We start from the raw sequence: 26,654 nt of genomic DNA on the forward strand, positions 1-26,654 counted from the left end.
AATCCGCACCCTTTCTTCTTAGAGGATTATATCATGTGTCTAAGATTAGCAGCCTGGACGGAAGGGCTTCACCCCCGACCATAATGGCCTTCACGTCTTGCAACGCGCGGGAGCCTGCTTCATGACCCAGCAGCATTTGCAAACGGGATGGTGTCATTTGCAGCATTTCAATATGATGATGAGCAATCAATTCACCCAGCGCCTGTGGATTCACCTGATGCTGGCTATCGCCAAGCACCACCGTCATTCCACCCAGCAGGGGCAGGATGGTCTCCAAGACAAAAATATCGAATGAAATGGTCGTCAGTGACAAAATGGTTTGGCTCGCATTAAAATCAATGACTTCGCGCATCCCTGTAATAAAGTTGAGGACCGAGCGATGCTGAAGCATAACTCCTTTCGGATTACCCGTCGAGCCAGAGGTATAGATGACGTAAGCCAAATGCTCTGGGCGGGTAATCGCCTCCAGGTTGCCACTCTCTCCCTGATACAATGCTGCATCCTCAAGAAATAGGATATTGGCATGGCATTGGTGTTCTTCTGCCAAATCACGACGGGTCAGAAGCACTGCCGCCTCGCTGTCTTCCAGCATGTATGCAATACGGGAGGACGGAAATTCGGGATCAATCGGCACATAAGCACCACCTGCTTTTAAAACGGCTAGCAGACCTACGATCATTTCCACGGAGCGCTCCACCAGCAGACCGACCAGTTTGTCAGGTCCTACTCCCTGTGCTTGAAGCACTCGTGCCAGCGAATTCGCCCGTTCATTTAGCTCCTGATAAGTCAGACTCTGATGTCCAAACACCAATGCCACCTGATCTGGTGTACACTCCACCTGAGCCTCGAACAGCTGATGGATCGTCTGATGAGACGGAAATGCAATAGCCGTGTCATTAAATCCGGCTGTGATCTGTTGTTTTTCGGCTCCTGTGAGTAGTTCCAGCTCTTCAACCCGAACATGCGGGTTGAGCGAAATTTGCTCCAAGAGACGCGCAAAATGTCCATACAGACGCTCAATACCTGCTTGATCAAAGCTGAGCGTATTATACATAAAACGAATCTTGATGCCTTCACCTGGCATAACGACGACATTCAGATCATAGTTGGTTTCTTCTGTAGCCACCACATTCGAAATCGTAAATTTATCCTGTCCCTCGCTGCCCAACTGCTCTACCTGCTGCTCCACCGGGTAATTTTCAAATATCATAATATGGTTGATTAAATCCTGCTTCTGCTCGGTCAGTGCCTGGATTTCATACAGCGGGAACGCATCATAGGCATTGGAAGCCAGGGCCTGCCGCTGTGTCCGTTTCATCAGCTCGGCAAAGGTCTCACCTTGTTCAGACTGCACACGCACTGGAATCGTATTAATGAATAGCCCGATCATGTACTCCACACCTGGAATATCCCCTGGACGACCGGACACAACGCTGCCGAACACGACATCCGAACTGTTGTTATACTTCTGCAATAAAACGCCCCATACGGTCTGAATCAGCGTATTGATCGTCACCTGGTTTTGCTTCGCCACCCGTTCGATCTGAGCCACCAGCTCTGGCTGGAAGTCACGTTCCAGATCTTCAGCGACATATTCCCCGACTTGCATCGATTTCGGCAGGGCTTTTTGCTGCGGAAGTGTAATTTGCTGCTCGTAGTCCGCCAGATACCCACGCCAGTATTGCAGGGCCGCCTCACGGTCCTGACGTTCCAGCCATTCGATAAAGCGACTGAACGGCGTGACAGGCTCCAGTGCTGGCTCATGGCCCGCGCGCAATGCCAGATAGCTGCCGAATACCTCCTGGGTCATAAAGGACAGGCACCAGCCATCCATCAAAATGTGATGGAAGCTCCAAACAAAGTGGTATGTTTCATCCCCGGTTTGCAAAATCGAGACACGAATGAGCGCATCCTCTGCGAGGCGGAATCCTTTCGCTTTATCCTCGAGGACAAAAGCTTCCACCCGAGCTTGTCGTTCCTCTTTTTCTAGTCCGCGCAGGTCTTCATAGTACAACTCTCCGCTACGATGACGGAAAACGACCTGCACAGGCTCATCCTTCCAGGTGTTGATAACGTTCGTCCGCAATGCCTCATGACGCTGTACGAGCAGATCCAAGCTCTTGCCGAACGTAACCACATCAAAACGCCCGTGCAACTCAAAGGTAGCCTGCTCAAAATAAGCCGCCGAATTCTCATCCAGCAAACTATAGAAGAGCATCCCCTTTTGCATCGGCGTCAAAGCATACACATTTTCCAGCTCGCCCAGATCGCGCGTATCTTCCACCAATTGCTCCAGCTCGTCCAGCGTGACATGGTTTAACAGGACATCACTTGGGGTCAGCACCGTTCTCTCTTGGGTGACACAATGATGAATGATTTCTCGCAAGCCGGATGCCAGCAGTTCTCCAAGCCGTGCAACCGTTTCATGACGGAATTGCGTTGTGCCATAGCGAATCGTGAACATCAACTCGCCATCCTCAATGACTCCATTGATATCCAGTGCAAAATCCATAGCCGCGTTCGTGCTGACAGGCACACCAATGGAATAGGCGGAAGGCTGTAGATCATTGCCTTTATAATCCTGATCGAATTGGCCCAAATAGTTAAAACTGATCTCAGGCTGAGCCTGTAACTGCACGCCTGCTTTCTCCAGTACATTCATATCGGACAGATAGCGTAAAATCCCATAGCCGATGCCTTTTTGCGGAATATGACGCAGCCCTTCCTTGGTCCGCTTGATCAGGCGAGCGGTATGTCCCCCTTCTCCCAGACTTCCATCCAGTACAACCGGGAACTGGCTCGTAAACCAGCCGACTGTGCGCGTAATATCCACATCCGGTACAATGGCTTCCCGTCCATGGCCCTCCAGGTTGATCAGCACCCGTTCGGAACCAGACCAGTCATAGACGGCTTTTCCGAGCGCAGCCAGCAACAGGTCATTCATTTCCGTGTTGTACGCGCGATGAGCTTGTTTGAGTAGCTGCTCGTGACCATCAAAAGCGACTTTGTCCACTAGGTGGCTTTGCGTTAACAACAGCTCTGCTCCCGAGTCGTCCAGCATGTAGCGGATACGCTCCTCCGGATACGTCGGATCGATGGGGACATATGCACCTCCGGCTTTCAAAATGCCTAACATCCCCACAATCATATCTACCGAACGCTCGGTCATCAGACCTACCAGCCGATCCTTCATCACGCCTTGACTGCGCAAGGTACGAGCCAGACGATTCGCACGTTCATTCAGCTCGCGATAAGTCAGCCGCTCTCCTTCAAAGTACAACGCTGGCTGTTCCGGTGTCTGCACTGCTTGTGCTTCGAATAAGCCATGGATCGTTTGCTCGCTTGGATACTCGGCAGCTGTATCTCCCCATATACTGAGAATTTGCTCGCGTTCCTGCTCGCTTAGTACATCCAGCTCCTGCACTCGAATGTTCGGATTCGCTACTACTTGCTCCAGCAGCTGTATCAAATGGCCCTGAGTCCGTTCCACCGCTTCCCGATCATATAACTTCGCATTGTATTCGAATCGGATTTTCATCGCTTCCTGCGGCATCACGACCAGATTGAAATCATAGTTCGTTTGTTCGATCATGCCTGCATTGCTGATTACAAAATCCGACGCTGCACCTTCACCAAGCTGCTCGACCTGCTCTTCCACCGGATAGTTTTCAAACACGATAATGTGGTTAATGAGGTCTTGCTTCTGCTCGGTCAAGGCTTGAATTTCATACAGCGGATACGTTTCATAATCCTGAGAAGCCAGCGCCTGCTGCTGATTCGCTCTAATCAGGTCGGCAAAGGTGTCCTCAGCCTGGCTGCGGATACGAATTGGGATGGTGTTAATGAACAAGCCCACCATATTTTCGATCCCCGAAATCTCAGCCGGGCGACCCGATACGACACCGCCAAAGACGGCATCGTCACTACCGTTGTACTTTTGAAGTAGTAGGCCCCAGGCGGTTTGCAGTAACGTATTGGCGGTCACGTGGTACTGCTTGGCCACCATTTCCATACGTCCCGTCAAGTCTTTGCCCAGATCGCATAGTACATGCTCAAATTGTTCACCGTCTGCTTTCGCACCTGCTTTTCCGGTTGGAATTGACGTTTGCTGATCATAGCCGAGCAAATATTCCTTCCAGTATGAGGCTGCTTCTTCTACATCCTGGGCTTCCAGCCACGCAATATACTGACTGTATGGAGTCACGGGCGCGAGCTTTGGTGCTCGATGCTCCACGGCTGCAAAATAAGCCTCAAACACCTCATCTGTTACCAGCGCCACACACCAGCCATCCATCAAAATGTGGTGAGAGCTCCATACAAAATAATAATCCTCATCACCGGTCCGTAAAATCGCCACGCGCATCAATGCATCCCGGGACAAATCGAATCCGGCTGCCTTGTCCTGGCGAATAAATTCCTGCACATACGCGTCACGTTCCTGATCGTCCAAATGACGCACATCTTCATATCTGAAACCAACTTCCTTGCGGCGGAAAATCACCTGCACGGGCTCATCCTGCCAGCCGCTGATGAAATTGGCTCTAAAGATCTCATGCCGCTGTGCCAATTGATTTAAGCTATCTTGGAAAATATCCGCTTGAAAGCGTCCATGTAGATCAAAGGTCGTTTGTTCAAAATAAGCCCCGGACTCTGCATCCATCAGACTATGGAACAACATGCCTTTTTGCATCGGGGTCAGTGCATATACATTTTCCACTTCCCCGATGTCACGAGTCCGCTCTACCAACTGATCCAGCTCAGCCAGGGTTACATGTTTAAGCATGACATCGCTTGGCGTCAGCTCTTGCTGTTTGCGGCCTGCGCAATGCGTAATGATTTCCAGCAAGCTTGCTCTGAGCGCTTCCGCTAGCTGCTCCATCGTTTCCCTGCGATATTCCTGATGGCTGTAGCTGATCGTCAATTGCAATTGGCCTTCTGAAATCAGTCCGTTCAGATCCAGTGTGTGCGATCTAGCTGCATGTTCGCTCAGGTCTGCACCGCTAGCGTAAGGAGACACGCCAATGGATTGATTTTGCATATCCTGGTCAAATTGTCCCAAGTAGTTAAAGCTAATTTCAGGTTCGGTTCCAAAATGCTCCTGCTCACATGCTGCGGACAAGTATCTCAGCATCCCGTAGCCAATACCCTTTTGCGGAATCCGGCGCAGCCCTTCTTTCACCTGTTTGATGCGCTGTGAAAGATCTTGCCCTGCGCTCATATCCAGCACAACCGGGAATTGAGTCGTAAACCAGCCCACCGTGCGTGTAATATCCAGCTCTGGCAAAATGGATTCCCGGCCATGGCCTTCCAGGTTGACGAGCACGCGTTCGATACCCGCCCAGCGATGAATAGCTAGGCCAAGTGCAGTCAGCAGCAAATCATTCATATCCGTGTTGTAGGCACGATGTGCCTGTTTTAATAACTGCTCCGTTTCCTGAGCTGTCCACGTGACCGTCATGAGCTCGCTGTCTTTATTTAAGGAATGAGAAGGTGATTCGTCTTTTGGAAGCGGCTCATACATTCCCTGTTCCACTTCTTGCCAGAATGCAAGTTCTGCTGCCATGTCTGGACCGTTCGCATAGTGAGACTGGCCCTCTGCCCAGGTGCGGAACGAATCCGTTTTGTGCGGAAGACGAGCCGTTTCTCCATTCAATGCCTGTTCATAGGCTGTCGTAAGGTCCTCGAACAAAATGCGCCAGGATACGGTATCCACCACTAAGTGATGAATAGCCATCAGCAAATGGTCTCCATCGGAGCAATGGAACAGCCCCAGTTTCACCAGCGGTCCTTCGCTTAAATGAATGCCTGCCTGAATTTCATTCGCTTTGGCCTCGATCGCCGCGGACACCTCTGGCTCATGGCTGAAATCTACACGTTCCAGGGTATACAGCTCACCCTCGCCAATGGCGCGGTTCCAAGCTTCATATCCGTGCTCGGTAGGGCGGAAAACGATTCGCAGCGCATCGTGATGGCTAACGATGTGGTCCATCGCTGTGCGCAGTGCCACTTCATCAAAACCGTCCTGGCTATGCAGCATAATCGACTGGTTATGATGATGCGCATCCGTCAGGTTCTGCTCAAAGAACCAATGTTGAACAGGTGTCAGTTTCACCGCGCCCACCACTTCGCTCTGATCCGCCAATCGGGTAACGGATTGGACTTTCAGCGCCAATGTAGACACTGTTGGGTGGCTGAACAGGTCTTTCATCTCCAGTCGATAGCCGGCTTGCAGCAAGCGGGACGAGACTTGCAGCGCTTTGATCGAATCGCCGCCCAGCTCAAAGAAGTTATCCTGCGTGCCTACGGCTTCCACGCCCAGTACTCCGGCCCATACCGCAGCCAGTACCTGCTCCACCTTCGTACGCGGGGCCATATAGGCTGCTCCCGTATGGATGCTGCCTTCTGGCTCCGGCAAGGCCTTACGGTCGATTTTGCCGTTGCTGGTCAGCGGGATCGTCTCCAGACGCATCAGACGTGCAGGCACCATGTGCGCGGGCAGTCCGGCTTCCAGTGCGGCCTGTACTTCCTCAATCCGCAGCTCGGTTGCTCCCGTGAGGTATCCGCACAAATACTTGTGCCCACGCTCGTCGACTACGCCTATCGGCCTCGCCTTAGGTCCCGACTTACCCTGAGCGGACGAACCTTCCTCAGGAACCCTTAGGCTTTCGGCGGATCTGATTCTCACAGATCTTTTCGTTACTCATACCGGCATTCTCACTTGAATGCAGTCCAGCGCTCCTTCCGGTACACCTTCAACCCGCATTCAACGCTCCCCTACCCCTGATGCAAAGCATCAAGCCATAGCTTCGGTGGTGTGTTTAGCCCCGTTACATTTTCGGCGCAGAGTCACTCGACCAGTGAGCTATTACGCACTCTTTCAATGGTGGCTGCTTCTAAGCCAACATCCTGGTTGTCTGTGCAACTCCACATCCTTTCCCACTTAACACACACTTGGGGACCTTAGCTGATGGTCTGGGCTGTTTCCCTTTCGACAATGGATCTTAGCACTCACTGTCTGACTCCCGGAACTAAATCTATGGCATTCGGAGTTTGACTGAGCTTGGTAACCCTTGCGGGCCCCGCACCCAATCAGTGCTCTACCTCCACGATTCTTTTTTCCGAGGCTAGCCCTAAAGCTATTTCGGGGAGAACCAGCTATCTCCGGGTTCGATTGGAATTTCTCCGCTACCCCCACCTCATCCCCGCATTTTTCAACATGCGTGGGTTCGGGCCTCCAGTGCGTGTTACCGCACCTTCACCCTGGACAGGGGTAGATCACCCGGTTTCGGGTCTACGTCCACGTACTCACCCGTCCGCCGCTAGGTTATTTAGAAGCAAGCTTCTAAGTAACCCCGCTCGACTTGCATGTATTAGGCACGCCGCCAGCGTTCGTCCTGAGCCAGGATCAAACTCTCCATTAAAGACCAACCGAAGCTGGTTTATCGAAAGAGCGATTAGCTCATTTGAAACTGACGAGATAAAATATCTCATGATTTGCTTCCATTTCATACAGCCAGATAGCATGTACCAAAATTTCAGCGTTGGATTTTGTAAACAAAATCCCTACTCACTCGTTGTTCAGTTTTCAAAGATCAAACTTTTTTTTATTTCGTTGCCATTCTCACTCTCAACAGCAACTCTTATATAATATCACATTCCAACCGATTTCGCAATAACTTTTTTCGAGGAGCTTTTTCCTTCTAAATTTGTTCTGCTAATTGGCTGACCGGCGAAACATATTATTTAATGGGCCGGAATAAGATTATACCACATATCCAAATCATTTAGCAAGCATTTTTTCTAAAATAATTTGGGATTAATTTAAAATTAAAACAAACCCAAAAACCGATGATCGTACACTACAGCTGCCTTTTAAGGAACCACAAATCAAGAGGACTTCAATCTGAAAAATATAAGGAAAAGCCAGCGAGTTTATCGCCGGCTTCCTGTTGATCAACAAAATATTATGTTATGGAGTATGATGGCTAAAATATTGAAGCGTTCCTGTTGGATAAGAGTTCCACTCTCCCGGAAGGTTATAAGAGGAGGAACCAGACTTAATCCCCGATTTTCGGATAATAGTCCCATTATTCGGCATAAATTGTGTTTTGCCGTCAGGATCACCTAACACGTCGATCGTTACACCGTTCTTTTTCAGGACATAGCCTGTCGTTACATTTTTATCTGATTCTGATAACATCATTTCATCATTATAGTAGGCCGCAGAAATGATATCGAAATAGTCATAAAAGATGGAATCGATAAATATATAAGGCATGCCTTTCCAAAACGAATTAATAGGCTGGCTCCACACCTTGGGAGTATTTGTAGCTAGATTGTACTGATGAATCTCAAGTGAGTATCCTGCATTTTCTATAGGTTTAGAAGTATCCCCTACTGGATTGTAAAACAACTCAATAGCAGTACGGGTTTTATCCAAGGATAGATACTGGGAAAAATATAGATCCTCTGGCCCTTGAGGATTTGCTATCACTTGGAATACAGCGGCAGATCCGCTCGCCCCGATCACCCAGTAGTATTGAGAAATATCCCCGTTCCATGTCCAAACCGTCCCATTAAGAGGGATTGGACCAGTAAAGGTAGAATCTGGCGTACCCGAATAGACTTTAAATGAAGTTTCACCCGGGAACACTGTTGACATGTCATAAGTAATCGGATCTTTGACCCCTTGTTTGGTTCGGATTTGAACCATTCCGTTCGTCGCAAGAGGAGCATTTGTTACCTGAAAATTATAGGTGGCTGTTCCGCCATGCCCGTCATCCGCAGTAATCGTTACCTTGGTGCTTCCTGCCTGATTACCCGGAGTAAGAGTCAGCATTGATCCGTTAACCTCTGCATTTGCCATACCGCTCGATTCAACAGTAGAAGTAAACGTCAGGGCATCCCCGTCAGCATCACTGAACAATTGAGATAGGTCGTAGCTTCTTGCATTGGTAACTCCTGCAGTCAACACTTGTTCATAAATGGCAGCTTCTACTTGAGGGCGCTGATTTAAAGATGGGTTAGACGAACCGGATGACTGGACATTGACCTGGAAGGTAGTTGAAGTTTCCCCCCCGCGACCATCCGTAGCCTTGATTTCTATGCTTGTCGTCCCTGCACTTAGTGCCTGAATTTTCAATTGATCTCCAGTGATTTCCGCCGAAGCAACAGACGGAACAGAAGAGGTTGCCTTAAAGGTCAACGTATCTCCATCAGGATCTGTAAAAACAGTACCTAAATCGAGTGAGTAAGCCGCATCACCTACAGTAAGCGACTGGTCGGCAGGTTTAGTTTCTACTGGATTTTGATTCTGTGGAGGTCCAGCCGTGACGGTGGTTTTGAAAGTTTCGTTTACTTCCCCTCCCCGGCCATCTGTTGCTTTGATCGATACTAATGTGCTACCAATCGTTAATGGTGTAAGAGTGAGCACATCCCCATAAACGGCAGCAGTCACAACAGTCGGCTCAGAAACGCTATGAACATCGTAGGTTAAAACATCGTTATCAGGACTGGAGAAGAAATTATTTAAGGACAATTGAATATCACCTGTATTTATTTCTTTTATCTGATCCGGAATCCTTGTGGAAATCGGGGATTCATTAACAGTAACATCAAAATCAGTAATAACCTCGCCCCCGCGGCCATCTTTTGCTGTAAGCTGAATCGTTGCCGTTCCTGAGGAAGCAGCATGGACCGTGGCTATGTTTCCGTTAACGGATACAGCAGCAACTGACAAATCTGAAGATTCTGCCAAAACGTCCACAGGGTCGCCATCAGGATCGTGGAATACTGAGGATAAATCCACGATAAAGTCTGCTTTGCCTAAAATAAGTGTCTGATGACCCGGCTTCTGGTCTATAACTGGATTTTGGTTAGGTACAGCGGTTACTTCCATTTGAAACGACTGGATTGTGCTGCCCCCATGGCCATCAGATGCCTTAACAGACACTGATGTTTTGCCAATTTTTAATGGTGTAATAGTGAGCATGTCCCCGTTTAACACTGCAGTCGCAATGGAAGAATCAGCAATATTATCAATGCTGTATGACAACGAATTCTGCTCACGGTCAGTAAAGAAGTCTTTTAAAGATAATTGTATGTCGCCTGAATTGATTTGTTTCGTCTGATCCGGAATTCGTAAGGATGCCGGAGCTTCATTAACGGTAATATCAAAATTAGTTTTAACCTCGCCTCCACGGCCATTTGCCGCTTTTAGCTGGATGTTTGCTATCCCTGAGGAAACCGCATGAACCATGGCCTGATTTCCGTTAACGGAGACCGTCGCAATGGAAGGATCCGAGGATTCTGCCGAAATGGTCAGTGGTTTGCTGTCCGGTTCAAGGAATACCGGGGATAAATCCAGGATATAGTCCGCGTCGCCCACAGTGAGCGTTTGGTTGCCTGGCTTCTGATTTACAACCGGATTTTGATTAGGTCCAGCAGTTACCGCTAATTGAAACGACTGGCTTGCACTGCCTCCCCGACCATCAGATGCCTTGATAGTAACTTGGGCATGTCCTACAGCTGCCGGAGTTAATACCAATTGATCACCCGTCAGGGTAAAGGTGGCAATGGAAGGATCATCGATCGCAACCTCATAGGTCAGGGGATCATTTTCAGAATCCGTAAAATACGATCCTAAAGATAAGGTTACGTCGCCGCTTCCCAGCTGTTCGCTTTGGTCAGGGATACCCAATGAAACAGGAGACTCATTAACACGGACCTTGAAACTCGTTCCCGCTTTTTTCCCGGCCTGGTCATCTGCGGCGATCGTAATAGTCGCAGTCCCTTTGCCAACGGCCTTGATAAACAGGTTGGTTCCCTCTACTCGGACTGTACTGATTTTTGTACTAGACGACACAGCCGTATATTTGAGCTCAGACTGCTCCTCATCCGTAAAATGCCCAAGCAAGTCAATTTGAAGTTCAGAATCGCCCACCGTTACGGCTTGATCGTCATATTTGGTCACTAACTTCGGTGCTGTATTGGTCACAACCGCAGAACGCGAGCTACTGGAAGAGCTGCCGGAAGAAGTTGCAGTCACTCCTGATACTGTTGAAGAGGACACCCCTGCTGCAAATGAAGTATTCGCGACTTGGCTGGAGGAGCTTACACTAATATTTGCTCCAGAGTTATTTACTTGTAAATTTGAAATGGTTCCGGCTACCTCCAGACTGACCGGAGAGGAATTGTTCACAACCAATGTATTAATGGAGGCCTGGCCTGTCAGAGCTACGGGCTGATCACTGTTGACTGACAATTGCTGAATAGTACCCTGCAAGTTTACTTGCTTGGCACCAGTAAGAACATTCAACTGCTGTATCGATGTGGATGCATCATTTTCGAGCGTTGCATTGGAAGTCAACGTCATTTGATCCACCGTCGAATTTCCTTGAATGACAACGTGGACATCCTGTTTGGAGACCTCGATATCCTGCAGCTCAGATGCGTCAAACAATACGGTGTTTTGGTCACCACCCTGAATATATGTTTTTCCCTTTACCGTAAATTTAGAGGCATAGAAATCATGTTCAAGGCTTGATTTTACTGTAAAACTATTTTTGACATTCAAATTCGTAACCGAAATGTAATCGCCGTCAATAGATAGATCTCCGTCAATCGAGGAGTTATGACCATCTAATACAAGATTGCCGCTGAATTCGGAAGCTTGCCCGATCGGGGCTTGTCCGCTCGCATGGATGACCAGTTTAGTGATCGATTCAATAGTCCGCTGTGATGCTACAAATTGAATATCGGCTCCTTTGAGAATTTCCTGGTTAGAGGTTTGCAGGATTCCTTTAACTGAATCCGAGAGTTTATATTCAATCCCGTTAATCCAGGCCTTTCCGTCCTCTACTTTTTGGAGTTGGACTACATGGTCCTTAGGGAAAAAGGTAGACATCATATACTGGGCTATGTCTTGACGCTGAACAGACGATTTAGGTTTGAAACCGGACTGCACCGACTTCATGGAGCCCGACTGTAAAGCCGTATTAACGTATGGCCGTGCCCATGGGCTGACCCGATTCCAATCAGTAAGTTTAGCAGACTCCGTGGCGTCAGCTGTAATAGGAAGCCCGGCGGCCCGCATAAGCAGAACCGCAGCCTCCTCCCTGGTTACTACCGCTTTAGGTCTGAATTCGGAGCCATCGTCTCCATTCATGAGTCCTGCACGGTGTACAGCCTCAATATAAGGACTCGACCAACTTTTCGCGTCTACATCCGAGAAGCTGCTGCTTGGAACTTTAGAAATAGAGAGTTGCAGAGCTTGAGTCAATAGAACCGCCATTTCTTGACGAGTCAACAAATCCGTTGGCCGATAAAATCCGGATGGGTCGCCATGCAGAAGTCCAGCTTCAATGGCTTGCAGGATGCTTGTCTTTTGCTCTGAAGTAATATTATTGATGTCTTTAAAAGGCAGGCTAGCCAGAGCTACTCCGTTTGACGCATCACTGGCCGCAGATGCAATTGTCTGCAAAGCAGTTGGAGCAACAAGTGCAGCCAAGGCTAATGTAATCAGCCATTTATTGGGTTTAGAACTCATGATGTTCCCTCTATTCTTTTTATTCATTACGGTGCCTCACTGCTAAAGGTACCGATATTATCCGTATAATCGATTCCTTCATCAATCCATTCACTTGCCTCGTAGTGGCCTGCATTTCCATGAGTAATACCGGATTGTCTAGCTAAAGTAGTATGAGGCTGAAACACTGCAGTATCAACCAACTGATTATCGTAATAGAGCGATAAAGTGACAGGTGCTGAATCATCGTTGTAAAATCCCATATCCATGAAATAATCTACATGCGCATCACCAAAATACATAGTTTCTCCTATCACAAAAGTAGCTTTACTTGGAATAATGGCACCAGCCTCTTGACTTATTACGATCGAATCTCCACCGCTACTACGTTCAATTCTAATTTTTGAAGCATCTAACTCCTCAGAACCCGCATTATAAAGCTCAATAATCTGCATCATAGGGTCGCTCTCCCCCCATGCCAACTCGGAGAAGAAAAGTCCCTTCTTTTCTCCAACAATGACTTGGAAGGTCGTTTGAACGGTTCCACCCTCCCCATCATCTGCGGTGACTGTAACTGTAGCACTTCCCACTGCAAGCGGGGTAATACTCAGTTGGTCACCTGTGACGGAAACCGTTGCTACGCCAGGGTCCGATGAACCAGCGGAATACGCTAGGGAATCCAAATCTTCATCTGCAAAAGTTGAAGCAAGTCCAATCGTTGTGTCCATAGCACCCGCTTCTGTAGAAATATCATTAATCGTGCTTTGAACAACAGGAGCGTGATTAACCGCAGGCAAAGGAGTCACCGTTATAGTAAAATTCGTATCCACCGTGCCACCGTTGCCGTCGTTTGCTGTTACGGTAATCGTGGCGGCGCCCGCATTCACTGGCGTAATTTTCAGGTCACTTCCGGTTACCGATACTGTCGCTACGCCCGCATCCGTCGAGGTTGCGGTGTATGTCAGGGCGTCACTGTCTTCATCTGTAAACACACCTGCAAGGCTCATCGTCTTAACTCCGTCCGCAGCTCCTGTCGTCACATTACTGATCGACGTTTCCACCGTCGGTGCATGGTTCACAGCTTCTGGGATCACCGGCGTGATCGTTACGTTGAACTGCGTATCCACCGTGCCACCGTTGCCGTCGTTTGTTGTTACGGTAATCATGGCGGTGCCCGCATTCACTGGGGTAATTTTCAGGTCGCTTCCGGTTACCGATACTGTCGCCACGCCCGCATCCGTCGAGGTTGCCGTGTATGTCAGTGCGTCGCTGTCTTCATCTGCAAACACACCTGCAAGGCTCACCGTCTTAACTCCGTCCGCAGCTCCCGTCGTGAAATTGCTGATCGACGTGTTCACCGTCGGTGCATGGTTCACAGCTTCCGGGATCACCGGCGTGATTGTCACGTTGAATTGTGTATCCACCGTGCCACCGTTGCCGTCGTTTGCTGTTACGGTAATCGTGGCGGCGCCCGCATTCACTGGCGTAATTTTCAGGTCACTTCCGGTTACCGATACTGTCGCTACGCCCGCATCCGTCGAGGTTACGGTGTATGTCAGGGCGTCACTGTCTTCATCTGTAAACACACCTGCAAGGCTCACCGTCTTAACTCCGTCCGCAGCTCCCGTCGTGAAATTGCTGATCGACGTGTTCACCGTCGGTGCATGGTTCACAGCTTCCGGGATCACCGGCGTGATCGTTACGCTGAACTGCGTATCCACCGTGCCACCGTTGCCGTCGTTTGCTGTTACGGTAATCGTGGCGGTGCCCGCATTCACTGGCGTTATTTTCAGGTCGCTTCCGGTTACCGATACTGTTGCCACGTCCGCATCCGTTGAGGTTGCCGTGTACGCCAGGGCGTCGCTGTCTTCATCTGCAAACACACCTGCAAGGCTCACCGTCTTAACTCCGTCCGCAGCTCCCGTCGTTACATTACTGATCGACGTTTCCACCGTCGGTGCATGGTTCACGGCTTCGGGGATCACCGGCGTGATTGTTACGCTGAACTGGCTGTTTATGGTCCCGCCCTTGCCGTCGTTCGCCGTAACTGTGATCTTGGTTGTTCCTGCACTCACCGGTGCGAGGGTCAGCTGACTTCCATTCACTGATACCGTCGCTACGTTCGTGGCTGAAGTTTCTGCTGTGTAGGTCAGAGTGTCTCCATCAGCATCAGTAAAACTATTTGCCAGATTAATCTTTTTAGGCTCATTTGCTGTATTTAACGTAATATCAGCAAACCCGGCAGTAACGCTTGGCGCATGGTTAGTCACTGATTTTGTTGAACTTCCACCTCCAGAGGAAAATGTCACGCTGCTCGACGTAACTGTATTCGATTCTTGAACCGTTCCGTCAGCGGACTGAATTTGTCCAATCTGCTTTTGTAATTCGTTGTAATTTTGAATAACTTGTGAAACGGATGCATCTTTAGGCAGCTTAATCGTTTCAACTTTAAAATTCGGGTTCAATGTCACTTTAGCGTTCGCGTTGGCAACTTGAAGCTCCCCAATTGTTCCGGTTCCTTTAATAGAAATACCATTACCAGAATTCAGAGTAAGATGGTTTACATTGCCATTCAGCTGGATATTAGAAACACCGTTATTAAGCTCGATTATTCCTTTGATATCCCCTTTAATCTGAACACCATCACCTGAAACTCGAAGCAGGCTGCTTTCCGGTAGCCCATTGGTGTTTAAGACAACATCTTTTTGTACGATTTCCAATTGTTGCAGCCCGTCCACATTACGATTGCGCGAATTAAACTTTAATGTAGCTCCTTTTAACGCATCTTTATTGGAGTTTCCGATTAAATCTTTCAACTTTCCTTCTATTAAATAGGGAACATTATCAATCGTTACAATGTCTCCATCAATGTTATTGATCGTAGCTGTTTGCTCTTGAGTTTTGAAAATATCCAGCAGGAAAGGAGCAATATCCTCCCTTTTTACTTCACCTCTGGGATTGAGCTTGCTGTCATGAATATCAATTAACCCCAGACGAAGTGCCGTATCTACCGATCCAGCCGCCCATTGGCTTACCGAGGACTGATCTTTAGGCAAAATGCTTGATCCGCCCTCTGCATTAACCCCTCCGACTGCACGAACAAACACAGCTGCCAGTTCTTCACGTGTAATAGGATCGTTCGGACGGAAGTTTCCTAATCCATCCCCGGACAGAAACCCAGCTTTTTGTGCGGCTTCTATATATGGGGCAGCAAATTGTCTACTTTGCACATCTTTAAAAGTAGAAGAACTCGAAATAGGGTCCAATTTTAAAGCTCTGACTAATAATACTGCGAGTTCCTGACGAGTTAATGTTGCTGCAGGGCGAAAAGTTCCTTGAGGGTCTCCCGACAAAAGCCCCTGGCTTACAGCTTCTTGGATGGCCGCCATTTTATCACTTGTCACATAGGATATATCTGAAAATAAATTATTGGCAGGTGTTGCAGCGTAAGCAGAAGTACCGAACGTCGCCTGAAGAGCAACAAGCGCAGCTGCCCATTTAAATGAATAAACCTTCAATCGATTTACCTCCTAATTTACTTTTTGAGTAAAACGTCCCTATTCGATCTTCGAAATATTTTTGCATAATCTAAGAGAACTAGGTCACTATATTTGTCGAATAAAATGTGTTTATATTAATCTTTTATTCATATATTTGTCGAAAATAAGTGATTTATGTCGTTTTAAATCAATATACACGAGACCACTGAACCAATTCTGAACAAAGCTTATATGTAATAATGCCTAGTTGTATTAAGTCCTCGCCTATATTCTTCAAATAACTTATTTCCGCAAGTGATTTATCAGAATCTTTCCTTAACCGTGACCCTTGTTCTATAAAAAAAATAATCACAGGCTAGATTCCTGCGATTATTTTTAAATTAGGACAGCCTGTGTGAGGTGTGGAATGACGTTTTAAAATGATTAGTTTGCCAAGATTAACATCGTCGACTATTGTACAGCTTCATTTAGCATAAAAAAGCAGCAGCTTCACGGATCGTTCCGGAAAAGCTACTGCTTTCATGTTCTGATTACACTTTGGCACTTGCCAGAGTCAGAAAATACAATTGTTATCGCGTTAGTTTAGGACTTAACAATCCGTAGATAATAAAAAAGCTAGGTTCACGAATTATGGGCATAATCCGTAAACCTAGCTCATGACGAGTCTTACTTAAGGTTATATTTTTTGTTGAAGCGATCCACACGTCCACCAATATCCACGTTTCTTTGTTTACCAGTGAAGAACGGATGAGAAGCGGAACTAGTATCTACACGGATAACCGGGTATGTGTTGCCATCTTCCCATTCCATTGTTTCTTGCGAATGTTTAGTAGAAGCACTCAGGAAAGAGAATCCACAGCTAGGGTCCAAAAAGATAACTTTATTCAATGTTGGATGAATATCTTTTTTCACTTGTCTCACCTAATCTTTCATATAGTTTTAGTTTCTAATTCAAACGTACTGGCGCAATGCTCCATCAGTTGGCAAAAGGAACGGTTATGTCTCAGAAAAAAAGACGACAGATCCCAACGGTTGTGCTCAAGTCTCGTAAACGACAAGCAAACGATGCCGTTATATCGCATCGCCCATTGCACGAACGCTCCGTATCTTTCGTCAGCCTTCATCGTTATATAAGCATATAGTGAATGGTCCTCCAGCTCGTCCCGAATGCTGACCTCAGCTTGGGAGAACTCGGCTACCACGTGCTTTCGATTCAAAAGGCAAAGCGTGCCATGCAGCTCAGCATCTATCACTACAACCATGAAAAGAAGCCGATCTCTTAGGTGCTAGCTTTAACTTTGGACGCTCTGTCCACTGGACTAATTCAAGTTTTCGCCGGTTCCATAACGCAGGCTTTTTGCAAACTTAACAGGCTCGGCTCAGGAAGCAGAATCATTCAGGTTGCTATGCAGCAAATCATAAATTATCTAGTTTCACGATGAATCGTGTACTTTTTCAAACGCGGAGAGTATTTTTTCATTTCAAGACGCTCTGGATGGTTTCTTTTGTTCTTGGTTGTTGTATAGTTGCGATCACCGGATTCGGTGCATGCCAAGGTAACAATAACGCGCATTATTCTTCCTCCTTAATTGGAATACATGGTATACAATTACAATAGTAATTTTTACGATTAGTTCTATTCTATAATTCATGTTCCGCTTTGTCAACCTTAGAGGCTCGGTTTGTTGCTTCTTCTACCGTGTTCCAGCGATTACGGTACTGTGCAAGCTTCGGGTGAAGCTCCAATGGTTCACTCGAAAGCACCAACCTGACGGTTCTAATCCATTCTCCAAAGGATGCATAGGAAGCACACAAATTTGCAGTTTCAGGACGCATGTACAAAAAAAGCGGAGCTGCATACTTTTCTGCCAAAAAACGAATGGCTGCTTCAATCGGTGTATATTTTTTTCGCTTACCTTCCCAGTTCTCAATCACTACAGCGCTCAAAGCCTGTTCTCGTTGCCACTCTCCCAGTTCGTCGACTCGCTTATAATACGAGCGTACCGGCTGCTTCCACATTCTTCTGACCGTTTCTTCATGTAATGGATACAGTACTAGCTTTGTAAAAGATAGTGCAGCTCCCGTTTCAGCAAAAAGCTCCAGCTCACTGGTTGTAATCTGCTCAAATGTATCATAGTAAATGATAGTCCCTTTATGCGTCTCGATCGGCGGCTCATAACCATAGGGTACATATTGAAGGTTTCTTGTCATACTAGGCACTCCGTCCTTCCAAGATAAACTTTTCCTTCTATTATTATACCCTTGTTATGGCATGAGCTTACATAAAATGTTTATCTTATTCGACAGCAGATGTATTACCTCGTGCCCCCCGCCGGAACTGCAACGCGTAAAGCCCCATCGTCACAAGTGCAATCAGCGCAAGCACCGTAAATATATTACTAAAGTTGAATACCTCGACATTAGATACGACAGGATTCAAATGAAAAGATGAAGAGCTATCCAACGTTTTGCCCAAAATACTAGTTGTCATCGCCCCGGCAATAAAATTCAACAGGGATAACAGCCCCATTCCAACACCAATCTGGTCTTTCGACAACGTCCGAGAAATCGTGTTGGACATGGCAATTTGCATAAAGGTCTGACCTACATTTCCGAAAACAAGTAAAAACAAAATCAGATACGGAGACGCGCCTACAAACGTAGACAAGCTGATAAAGCAGATAAATAATAGCGATACGGCTGTATATACCAGCACCGAATTTCCTTTGCTATCGGCCAAACGCCCCCCTTTTTTTCCTAATAGTGCTGATGCGATAGCAGCGGGAAACATAATCAGTCCAATCGTTGCCGGTGTAAGCTGGTTGAGACTGTTTAGAAACTGTGGTGCCAAGTACGGCAATCCAAAGCTAATCCCCGTCCCTAAAAAAGCGATGAGAAGCCCGTATGAATATTGCTTGTTACGGAACAGCTTCGGCTGGATGAACGGATCGTGGGCAGTATGAATGCGCCAAATAAACAGTGCAAATAACACTATGCCGATCAGAAAAAACATCATATTGGCTTGTGAAATGGAAAGTAGCAAGCAGGCCACTGTTCCACCCAGCAATAGTCCACCAAGAAAATCGAACTTCTGATCCTCTCCCCGCTGATCATCCAAGTATTTACGAAAGAATGGCAAAGCGATCAATGGCAGCATGGAAATGACAAACAAAAAACGCCAGCTCGCAAAGCCTGTAATCAAACCGGAAATAATGGGAGCCAGTGCAGTGCCTAATGCCAAGCCGATTGCGGTGACGCCCAGAGCTCTCCCTCTTTTTTCAGCCGAAAAATAGCGAACAGGAACGATCATAGCGGTTGCCGGAATAACAGCAGCCCCTGTGGCCTGAAGCAAACGAGCTACAATTAACATCCAAAATTGATTGGCTAACAGCCCAATAAGCGAACCAAGTGCAAAAAAGATAATCCCAAATGTCAGCAAATCCTTGAGACGATACTTATCTGCCAGCTTGCCGTAGGTTACAGAGCCCACTGCATACACAATCATATAGCCGGTCAGCAGCCAGCTTACATCGGAGGCACTGATATGAAATTCCTCGCGAATCACAGGCATCACTACATTAAACATAAAAGCATTCATCACTGAAAAAACAAGTGTGAAAGCCAACACACGCATAAGCTTATCCGCATTGGGATAAGTTTGTTCTTTTATCATATGGTTTCTCCCTCTCCTACATATCTTATCTAGGTGACATTTTATAGTCTATGGATACCCCTATCCGAACAAAATTTTTCTATTTATCTGCTTCAACGTAAGCATTTGCAGCATGGTAATCATGAAGAATTTTTTTGAGCAAACCGCGCAGAGCTTCTGATTCTTGGGCAGTTAATGTTTTACCTACAGAGCTTTTGATTTGCTCAATGGTACGTTCAGCTACCTTGTGAATCTCCAAGCCTTCCTTGGTCAAATAGATTTGCTTCATTCGCGCGTCTTCCGGGTGACATTGGCGTACTGCCCAGTTTTTCTTGACAATCCCGTTAATTAGGCTGGTAACGCTTGATTTATCAATGAGCAACAGCTTTTCCAAATCCGTATTGGTGATTCCGGGCGACATCGCCAGTATGTAGAGCGTCTGCGATTGCGGGGAGGTAAGCCCCAAAGGACGGAGTGCGGTTTCAATCTCACGCCGGACGGTGGTAAAAATCCATTTAATTAAATACATCGTGCTTTCTTCCTCCCAAGGAAGACAAACGGGATACACTTCACTTCCCATTTCACTGCTAACCTCCATTTCTACCGAATTTTAATAGTTTGAATTCCAACTAATTTTAATCAGTTGTCTATTTGGTGTCAATACTTTCATAAAATGATCATCTACTGATGTCCAGTGAATTTTAAATTTACAAATACATTCTATATAGAAATGAATATATAACAAAAGACGAGCCCGGGAAGGAACTCGTCTTTTGCCGTTTTATAGTTGCTTAGTTCGCAGCCTTGACTTGAACCAGCGGATAATCTTTTCCATCTACAGTAACCGTGCTAGCATCATTCAGCTCCAGCCGTTGCCAAATGGTCAACAGCGTACGATAAGGATACTTGTCGAGGTCATATTCCGTTGTGCCTTGATCCGTATTGTCCGTCACCGCCCCAGTCTGATCCGTGCTTTTTCCACTGGCTGTAATACTCTGAGTTGTGGAACCACCGTCTGTGGACTCTTTGTCTGCTGTCTTGCTTTTGGTGGTAGCGCCCTCAGTGTTAACGTTACCGGACGAACCATTGTTAGCTTTACTTGCTGCTTCCTTATCGTTCTGCTCAGCAAGCGTAAAATTTTCGTATGAGTGCTCCTGTTGATCCGCGCCGATAATGACGAGTTTTTTGGGTTTAAATTCTGCCTGCTCTGCCGGTGTTTGAAACGCAAACAACAGCTTGACCATTTTTGTAGTAGACTTGGTGTTAGGTATATGGGTCACGATCGCCGTAGGCTCCTCTTTTACGGGCACTGTAGGCGCTACAGGCTGTTGCACAGGTTTTGGAGCAGCGGCAGGCGTAGGCGTGTCAACAGATCCAATGACCCCAGTAGCTTTCAGGCCGCCTAGCGTACCTGCAATAACAATCAGTACAATTCCAGAAATGACCCCGCCCTTGCGAAAACGACGAAGCGTTTTGACCAATGGCGTGTCTGTCTCACGCTTTACTGCCTGATAGAAATTTTTAAAAACAGGCTTAGCTGGTTCAAAATATTGGCGCCACAGCGTTTTTTTATGCAGCCCCTCTCGCCCTTCCTTTTGGAAGAATAAGAGCAACGCACGCCGATAGGCTGGTTCAAAACCGCCACGTGGAGTAGAAAACTCAGGGTGCTCCTCCGACCAGCGGATAAAGCGGTACATCGTATCGTTATCCTTCGCCCATTTGCGAATCGAACTGACCAGGCGGGCAAAATCCATTATTCCTTCTCCTGATTCATCAAAACGATAGAAAGCTGGCAACAGACGGGCAAAATGGCCTTCTGCAAGCTGCTGGGGCAGCCAACTGTAAGCCCAATCCTGTACTTTTTCGACTTCGCCTGGCTCCAGACCGTCCAGCACCGATGGTTCCGGGTCTTCTGTGTTAAACCAATCATAAGCCGCAATCAACCGCACTGCTTGTCCCTTGAGAGGAGCAGGCAACTTCCCAACCCACTGTACCAAATCGGACCGTGTAAAAAACGGAATCTGTACGACCTGATCGGGTGATATTTCTTTTAGCTCTACTTCTGTGAGCAAATACCGATCCGATGCTTCCTTCAAGCGCTCTGTCAATCCGGATTGCTCTAGCGGAGACAATGTGCCTACGACAGAACTACTGTCCCATTGACGCATGCGCTGGTGAATGGCAGCTACAGCCTCTACCGGCTTTCTCTCAGCACGCAGCTTGCCCATCAGCGCAGATTCGGCTAAAAGCTGAAAATCGGCATTCGACGACACTTCGATATACCGACTGCCCCATTCATGCACCACGGCCAGCAAGCCCTTGACATCAGTCGTTCTTTTCATCTGACTGTCCATATAGGGAATGAACAGCATTTTGGTAAGTGCCGGATTGCCCAGTACTTTCGTAAAATAGGCCTTACCTAATGACGGATTCTCTTCAATCGTATGATAAATATACGTGACTGCTTCCGTATTCCTGGCGGAATAAGCGTTGTTTAGTGAACGGATTAAATACTCCACTAACCGATTTTCGCTGCTGCGTGCATGAACTTTGTAATAGTCTTTGAAGCAATCAACCAGTCCTACCTCTGGAATGTGTCCATCCTTCACCCGATCAAACTCATGGTCAAAAAAGGACAGGAACAGATCATTGAGCCGCATTTTTCGTGGCAGCGCATCGGATGGTGATAAATAATCAGTCAAGCTTCGTAACACAGCGATCCGTTGCTCGTTGTATAATGAGCGCTCTCCCTGCTCAATTCTATACAGCGTAATGAGTTCATGATAGCTGGAAGGCATGAGTTCACGCCCTGCCTCCATGCCTGTCAGCATTTGCTCGGCAAATTTAAGAAAATCGTCCGGTGACCCGCCATTCAGCAGTGTATGAACAATCCAGTCAAAATACGGCTGTTTCACCTGCTCTGCATCCACATTAAGTATTCGACTATGATTAGACAGGTCAAATACAAAGTCCTTTTCCACATTCCGATCACCGGGACGTAGACTGAAAGGCTCCACGAACATTAAGTGAATACCTTTTCTGCTGTTCGGTTCCTGCGCATATGTAAGAAATCCGAGCCTGTTGCGAAATGCATAAGGCAGTGCCGCATACAACACACCCAGCAGCTGCTTGGCTGACGATCCTACCGCTTCTGCTGGAACATTCAGCGCTACATATACCTTTTTGCGCCCCGTGGCTGACATCATGACTGCGTATAAAAGCTGCTTGAATACGTCTTCGCTCAACTGCAATTGAGCCAGCACTGCAGACGGATCAACAGCTGGAAATACACTTCCACCTGGTAGACGCTCTAATTCCGGTAATTCGGTTCCCTGCTCAATATCGTAGGTATCGACAAACGAGGTGTTCAACCACTGCTTATAATCAGATGGAGACTCACCATGTCCGGCCGGAATCACATAGTTGTGCGTAAAAAAGGCACTCCGCAATCCAGTGAAATCCGCTGCTTTATAAATACTGCGCCCAAGCACTACATCCCCGGACTCCGTCCGTACCAGATGTAAAGCTTCCGGATAGACACTCTCCTGCTTCTCGCCACGTGCCGTCAGAGCAGCAGGCGCATCATACACACATAAAGGATGCAGCACCTTTTTAATAAACGATGCATCCAGTCCTTTGGAATTAGCTACTGTATCGAAGCCTTCCGTAGAACGAAAAATACCGCGCCGTTCCCGTGTGTACATCTGCTGCTGTATCATATGAGAGGTAGATAAACTCACTGTGATTCTCTCCCCTCAATGTACTTCAACTTATAGAGTAGCCAGATGAATGGCTCATCTACACGAATCGGACTCACCAACCCTTGCAGCTTTTGGTCCACCGGATTGCTGCCCAAAGCGGAAACCGCGAAATAGGCCGTATCTGTAAAATATACATCCATCGTGCCCTTGAACGGCTTATCCACCTTCTCGATAAAGCGCCGAACTTCGCCATCGATGTTGGCGAACTCATCCAAATCCATGTATTTGCGATGTTCCATTGGATTAAAAATATTGCTGTTTGTCTTGATATATGTGCCTTCTTCATCTGCCAACGCTGTAAGCATATCGCTTTTGGTCAGGACCACAGCGGTTGGAATGTCCGTCTTGCCTTTCTCCTGGTATGCAATAAAGTCACCGAACATCGTAAGTACGACATCACGCGGTTCATCATATTGCGAGACAAATTCACCAGGCTTATCGCCAAGATTAATCTTGATCCGTTCCCGGATAGAACGAATTTGCAGGGGATCGACCATGAACAGAATACCCGCAGAATTCTTAATATGCTGCCCGTGCAGTCCCAGATAGTCCTGATCGACCATCCCCTCACCGGCCACATCAAAAAATACCAGTGTCAACGGTGGCTTTTCCTCATCCTTAAATACAAACTGGAAAATAAAAGGCTCCTGCATCTTTTCTTTTTGCGTCGATGTAAGCAGATCGCCTCGTTCAAAAAGTGGTTCCTCATACATAGTGCGGAACTTGCGGCTGATCTCTGCATTGAGCGGCATGCAAGCTGCGTCAAAATGATCGGCCGTCACATGCTGAAGCGTGTGAATCAGCGAGGTCATATAGACAGATTTCCCTGCTTGCGAAGCTCCAATAATCGAAATGATATTGCTCGGTACCTTGCCAGCAGTCACAGGCAGCTCGTTATGGCAGTGTGGACACAGTCGGTGACGTGTCAGCTCACCATAACGGTCCGTCAGACCTGTCAGCACGTGATCTGAATACAAACGATGTTCCTCAGGTACATCATGGGGATGAAGAATTGCCTCCATATCATGTACACTGTCCAAGCCAAAACGCTCCCGATATTTGTTCAACAGCTCATCTTCACCCAAAGCGTAATCCTCATCATCTTCACGGTGATGAGAAGCACGGAATACCACTTCCTCCGGGGAAAATTTACTAAAGCAATAAGGGCATACAATATCGTAGAATAAGGGCCGTGGTTCGCCCTGTGGCTTTCTTCTAAATAAATTGCTAAGAAAACTCATCGGTTGTGGCCTCCTTTCATTCAGGGACTAATTCATAAATCGTGCCATACTTCTGACCGTCCGTAAAAAACAGCCGCACATATTCATCTCCCCCCACTTCAATAGCGGGTAAAACATTCCGTCCTGCGGCAAAGGGTGCGGTGAACGGATACAAGGTTCCATCGTCTCGGTCTACCGGATAGCCACCTCGCTTCTTCACGTAGCAGAGCGCCTCCTGCGGAACAGGGACTTCGGCTGTCACCTGAATCTGGACTGTTTTGCGGCTGCGAAACCAGCTCTTTTTATGGTGAACCGCATATTTGATTTTAGCCCTCCCCGTACTTAACTCCAGCTGGTTGGCTCCGTCTTGCTGACGGATTACAAAGGTGTCACCATCCTCCCGAACAGCCGGATACACGGTATACCGCACACGTCCAATACCTTCAATCCGGTCACGATAGCTACCAGCAGCCTTGTATTCCTCGCGTGTAAAAAGCTTTAGGTCAGAAATCGACGCTTCACTATGCTCGTTCACGCCTGCATCGGCTGATTGTTTGGCAATATACACCACGGCTACGCCTTCAGGCCACTGCCAGCGTAACACAACCCGGTTGTCGTCAATTTTGTAGCTCAGCTCCGAAATAACAGGATCACCGGGCTGTGCATCCCTATACTGCATAATTTCCAGCCTCCCGTTCTAAAATCCACTGCTTCGTCGATTGCGCGTCGGTCCTTCCGGTGCTCCTCTCCGTTGGCCTGATGGCCCACCTTGGCACCCACCACCTGAAGATCGGCGAGTATTTTCCGCAATCGGCAGAACAAGTGAAAAGACAGCAATAAGAGCTGCCAGTACGAGCGCTGCTAACAAACGAATCATCAAGTCACCTATAGGGGAGCCTGACAACCCCTTTTCCAAAATCAAACCAGCAAGCAGGCCGGCTGGAACTCCACCAATTGCGAAATTCCGCGCGAGAAAACGATTATCGAACATCAGCCCAAGTGCCAATCCCAATAGAACTCCGATAATAACCAAAGCCGTTACTCGATAAATGGCAAAATACAGACTGTCGGCATACTCACCTGTTCGCTCTGTTACCAGCGTGCGATCCCCGATTTTGTCATATATTTTACCAAACGCCTGCGTAAGTCCTTGGGCATTGGCTACATTAGAATAAGTTCCGCCCGTTAGGTTCGCAATATTTTGTAATAAGGCTATACCATCCGATTCTGCCAGTTTCAGCCCGATTGTATTGATCGGAATCTGGCGGGCAATGTACGGAGCCAATGCGGTCTGCGTATCGAGTTCGCTAAAACCGTCAGAGAGCATAATAACGAGCGAACCTTTTTCCGCATTGCCTTGGGTTTCAATCTCCTTGATCGTCTCGTCCAAAGCAAGCCCAATGTCTGTACCGGCTGACATTATAGTCTGCATACTATCGATTTTCGAATAAACCGCTTGTTTCTCTGCATCTGTGCCAACGGGAGTAAATGGCTGCACCAACTGCGCAGTAGATTCAAATGAAACTATGGCTACGCGCTTGTCTCCATCCATTTGTCCGATTAGACTCTTGGCAGCCGTTAGGCGTTCATTATCAGGATCTGTTTGCTGCATACTCCCGGAATTATCAATCACAAGCACGAGGTCCTGTACACTCTTGCGCCCTTCAGGGTTAACTTGATAACCCAGTTCCAATAGCAGACCTGCCACGAACAACATGACGAGTGTAGCAGGCACTAGTAATTTCCAGGACAATCCGGAGTATCGTTGTCGCCATGAATGTCCATTTAGCTGTGGCGAAATCAATTCGCCAATAAGGCAGCCTAGACCTATGCACAGCGCCATGATACCAAAATACAGCCCGACCACGATGATATGCGGCCAGTGGCCTATCAATTTGTGAAGAATAAGTTCTCCCAAGATGAAGCCTACTACAGCGCCCAGCAAGCCGAACACCAATAGGAGAACGTTAAATTTACGTTGCTTCATAAGATTCG

The 26,654-nt window shown here is 47.5% G+C and carries 13 protein-coding genes and 1 other annotated feature; all 13 genes read right to left on the reverse strand.

The window, feature by feature from the left end; genetic code table 11:
• Positions 1-31: 31 nt before the first annotated feature.
• Positions 32-6,373 (reverse strand): condensation domain-containing protein, encoded by a 6,342-nt coding sequence (locus ACQQ6X_RS15965; protein ID WP_430493468.1) that lies wholly within the window; start codon positions 6,371-6,373, stop codon positions 32-34.
• A gap of 54 nt (positions 6,374-6,427) precedes the next feature.
• Positions 6,428-7,351, reverse strand: a sequence feature (23S ribosomal RNA rRNA prediction is too short).
• 618 nt (positions 7,352-7,969) lie between these two features.
• A complete protein-coding gene (locus ACQQ6X_RS15970; protein ID WP_305166144.1) occupies positions 7,970-12,547 on the reverse strand; it encodes an S-layer homology domain-containing protein in 4,578 nt (1,525 codons plus the stop codon).
• A gap of 26 nt (positions 12,548-12,573) precedes the next feature.
• Complete coding sequence (locus tag ACQQ6X_RS15975; protein ID WP_305166145.1) at positions 12,574-16,044, reverse strand: Ig-like domain-containing protein; 3,471 nt, start codon at positions 16,042-16,044, stop codon at positions 12,574-12,576.
• Positions 16,045-16,692: 648 nt separating this feature from the next.
• Entirely contained in the window at positions 16,693-16,938 is a 246-nt protein-coding gene (locus tag ACQQ6X_RS15980) for a type B 50S ribosomal protein L31 (protein ID WP_063212697.1), read from the reverse strand.
• Between the two features lie 17 nt (positions 16,939-16,955).
• A complete protein-coding gene (locus ACQQ6X_RS15985; protein ID WP_326401812.1) occupies positions 16,956-17,243 on the reverse strand; it encodes a hypothetical protein in 288 nt (95 codons plus the stop codon).
• A 206-nt stretch (positions 17,244-17,449) separates the two neighbouring features.
• A complete protein-coding gene (gene rpmG, locus ACQQ6X_RS15990; RefSeq protein ID WP_007430271.1) occupies positions 17,450-17,599 on the reverse strand; it encodes a 50S ribosomal protein L33 in 150 nt (49 codons plus the stop codon).
• 68 nt (positions 17,600-17,667) lie between these two features.
• Positions 17,668-18,237: a hypothetical protein gene (locus ACQQ6X_RS15995; protein WP_305166147.1), complete on the reverse strand. Its 570-nt coding sequence runs from the start codon at positions 18,235-18,237 to the stop codon at positions 17,668-17,670.
• 85 nt (positions 18,238-18,322) lie between these two features.
• Entirely contained in the window at positions 18,323-19,699 is a 1,377-nt protein-coding gene (locus ACQQ6X_RS16000) for an MFS transporter (RefSeq protein ID WP_305166148.1), read from the reverse strand.
• Between the two features lie 79 nt (positions 19,700-19,778).
• Positions 19,779-20,258, reverse strand: a complete 480-nt coding sequence (locus ACQQ6X_RS16005) for a MarR family winged helix-turn-helix transcriptional regulator (protein ID WP_305166149.1) — start codon at positions 20,256-20,258, stop codon at positions 19,779-19,781.
• A 211-nt stretch (positions 20,259-20,469) separates the two neighbouring features.
• Complete coding sequence (locus ACQQ6X_RS16010) at positions 20,470-23,418, reverse strand: hypothetical protein (RefSeq protein WP_305166150.1); 2,949 nt, start codon at positions 23,416-23,418, stop codon at positions 20,470-20,472.
• Positions 23,415-24,680 (reverse strand): TRAFAC clade GTPase domain-containing protein, encoded by a 1,266-nt coding sequence (locus tag ACQQ6X_RS16015; protein ID WP_305166151.1) that lies wholly within the window; start codon positions 24,678-24,680, stop codon positions 23,415-23,417. Before ACQQ6X_RS16015 ends, ACQQ6X_RS16010 begins: the two co-directional genes overlap by 4 nt.
• A gap of 16 nt (positions 24,681-24,696) precedes the next feature.
• A complete protein-coding gene (locus ACQQ6X_RS16020; RefSeq protein ID WP_305166152.1) occupies positions 24,697-25,338 on the reverse strand; it encodes a beta-mannanase in 642 nt (213 codons plus the stop codon).
• Positions 25,339-25,356: 18 nt separating this feature from the next.
• Positions 25,357-26,646 carry a vWA domain-containing protein gene (locus ACQQ6X_RS16025; RefSeq protein WP_305166153.1) on the reverse strand — a complete coding sequence of 430 codons (1,290 nt, stop codon included), beginning with the start codon at positions 26,644-26,646 and terminating at the stop codon, positions 25,357-25,359.
• Positions 26,647-26,654: the final 8 nt, after the last annotated feature.

The sequence above is a fragment of the Paenibacillus ottowii genome, from assembly GCF_050516475.1.
Classification (GTDB): domain Bacteria; phylum Bacillota; class Bacilli; order Paenibacillales; family Paenibacillaceae; genus Paenibacillus; species Paenibacillus ottowii.

What these genes read in the sequence shown, in the direction of transcription:
- ACQQ6X_RS15965 (WP_430493468.1), bottom strand. Translation starts at nt 6,373, where the DNA reads ATGGCCCCGCGTACGAAGGTGGAGCAGGTACTGGCTGCGGTATGGGCC.
- ACQQ6X_RS16005 (WP_305166149.1), bottom strand. Translation starts at nt 20,258, where the DNA reads ATGGGAAGTGAAGTGTATCCCGTTTGTCTTCCTTGGGAGGAAGAAAGC.
- ACQQ6X_RS16020 (WP_305166152.1), bottom strand. Translation starts at nt 25,338, where the DNA reads ATGCAGTATAGGGATGCACAGCCCGGTGATCCTGTTATTTCGGAGCTG.
- ACQQ6X_RS16015 (WP_305166151.1), bottom strand. Translation starts at nt 24,680, where the DNA reads ATGAGTTTTCTTAGCAATTTATTTAGAAGAAAGCCACAGGGCGAACCA.
- rpmG (WP_007430271.1), bottom strand. Translation starts at nt 17,599, where the DNA reads ATGCGCGTTATTGTTACCTTGGCATGCACCGAATCCGGTGATCGCAAC.
- ACQQ6X_RS15970 (WP_305166144.1), bottom strand. Translation starts at nt 12,547, where the DNA reads ATGAGTTCTAAACCCAATAAATGGCTGATTACATTAGCCTTGGCTGCA.
- ACQQ6X_RS15995 (WP_305166147.1), bottom strand. Translation starts at nt 18,237, where the DNA reads ATGACAAGAAACCTTCAATATGTACCCTATGGTTATGAGCCGCCGATC.
- ACQQ6X_RS16025 (WP_305166153.1), bottom strand. Translation starts at nt 26,646, where the DNA reads ATGAAGCAACGTAAATTTAACGTTCTCCTATTGGTGTTCGGCTTGCTG.
- ACQQ6X_RS16000 (WP_305166148.1), bottom strand. Translation starts at nt 19,699, where the DNA reads ATGATAAAAGAACAAACTTATCCCAATGCGGATAAGCTTATGCGTGTG.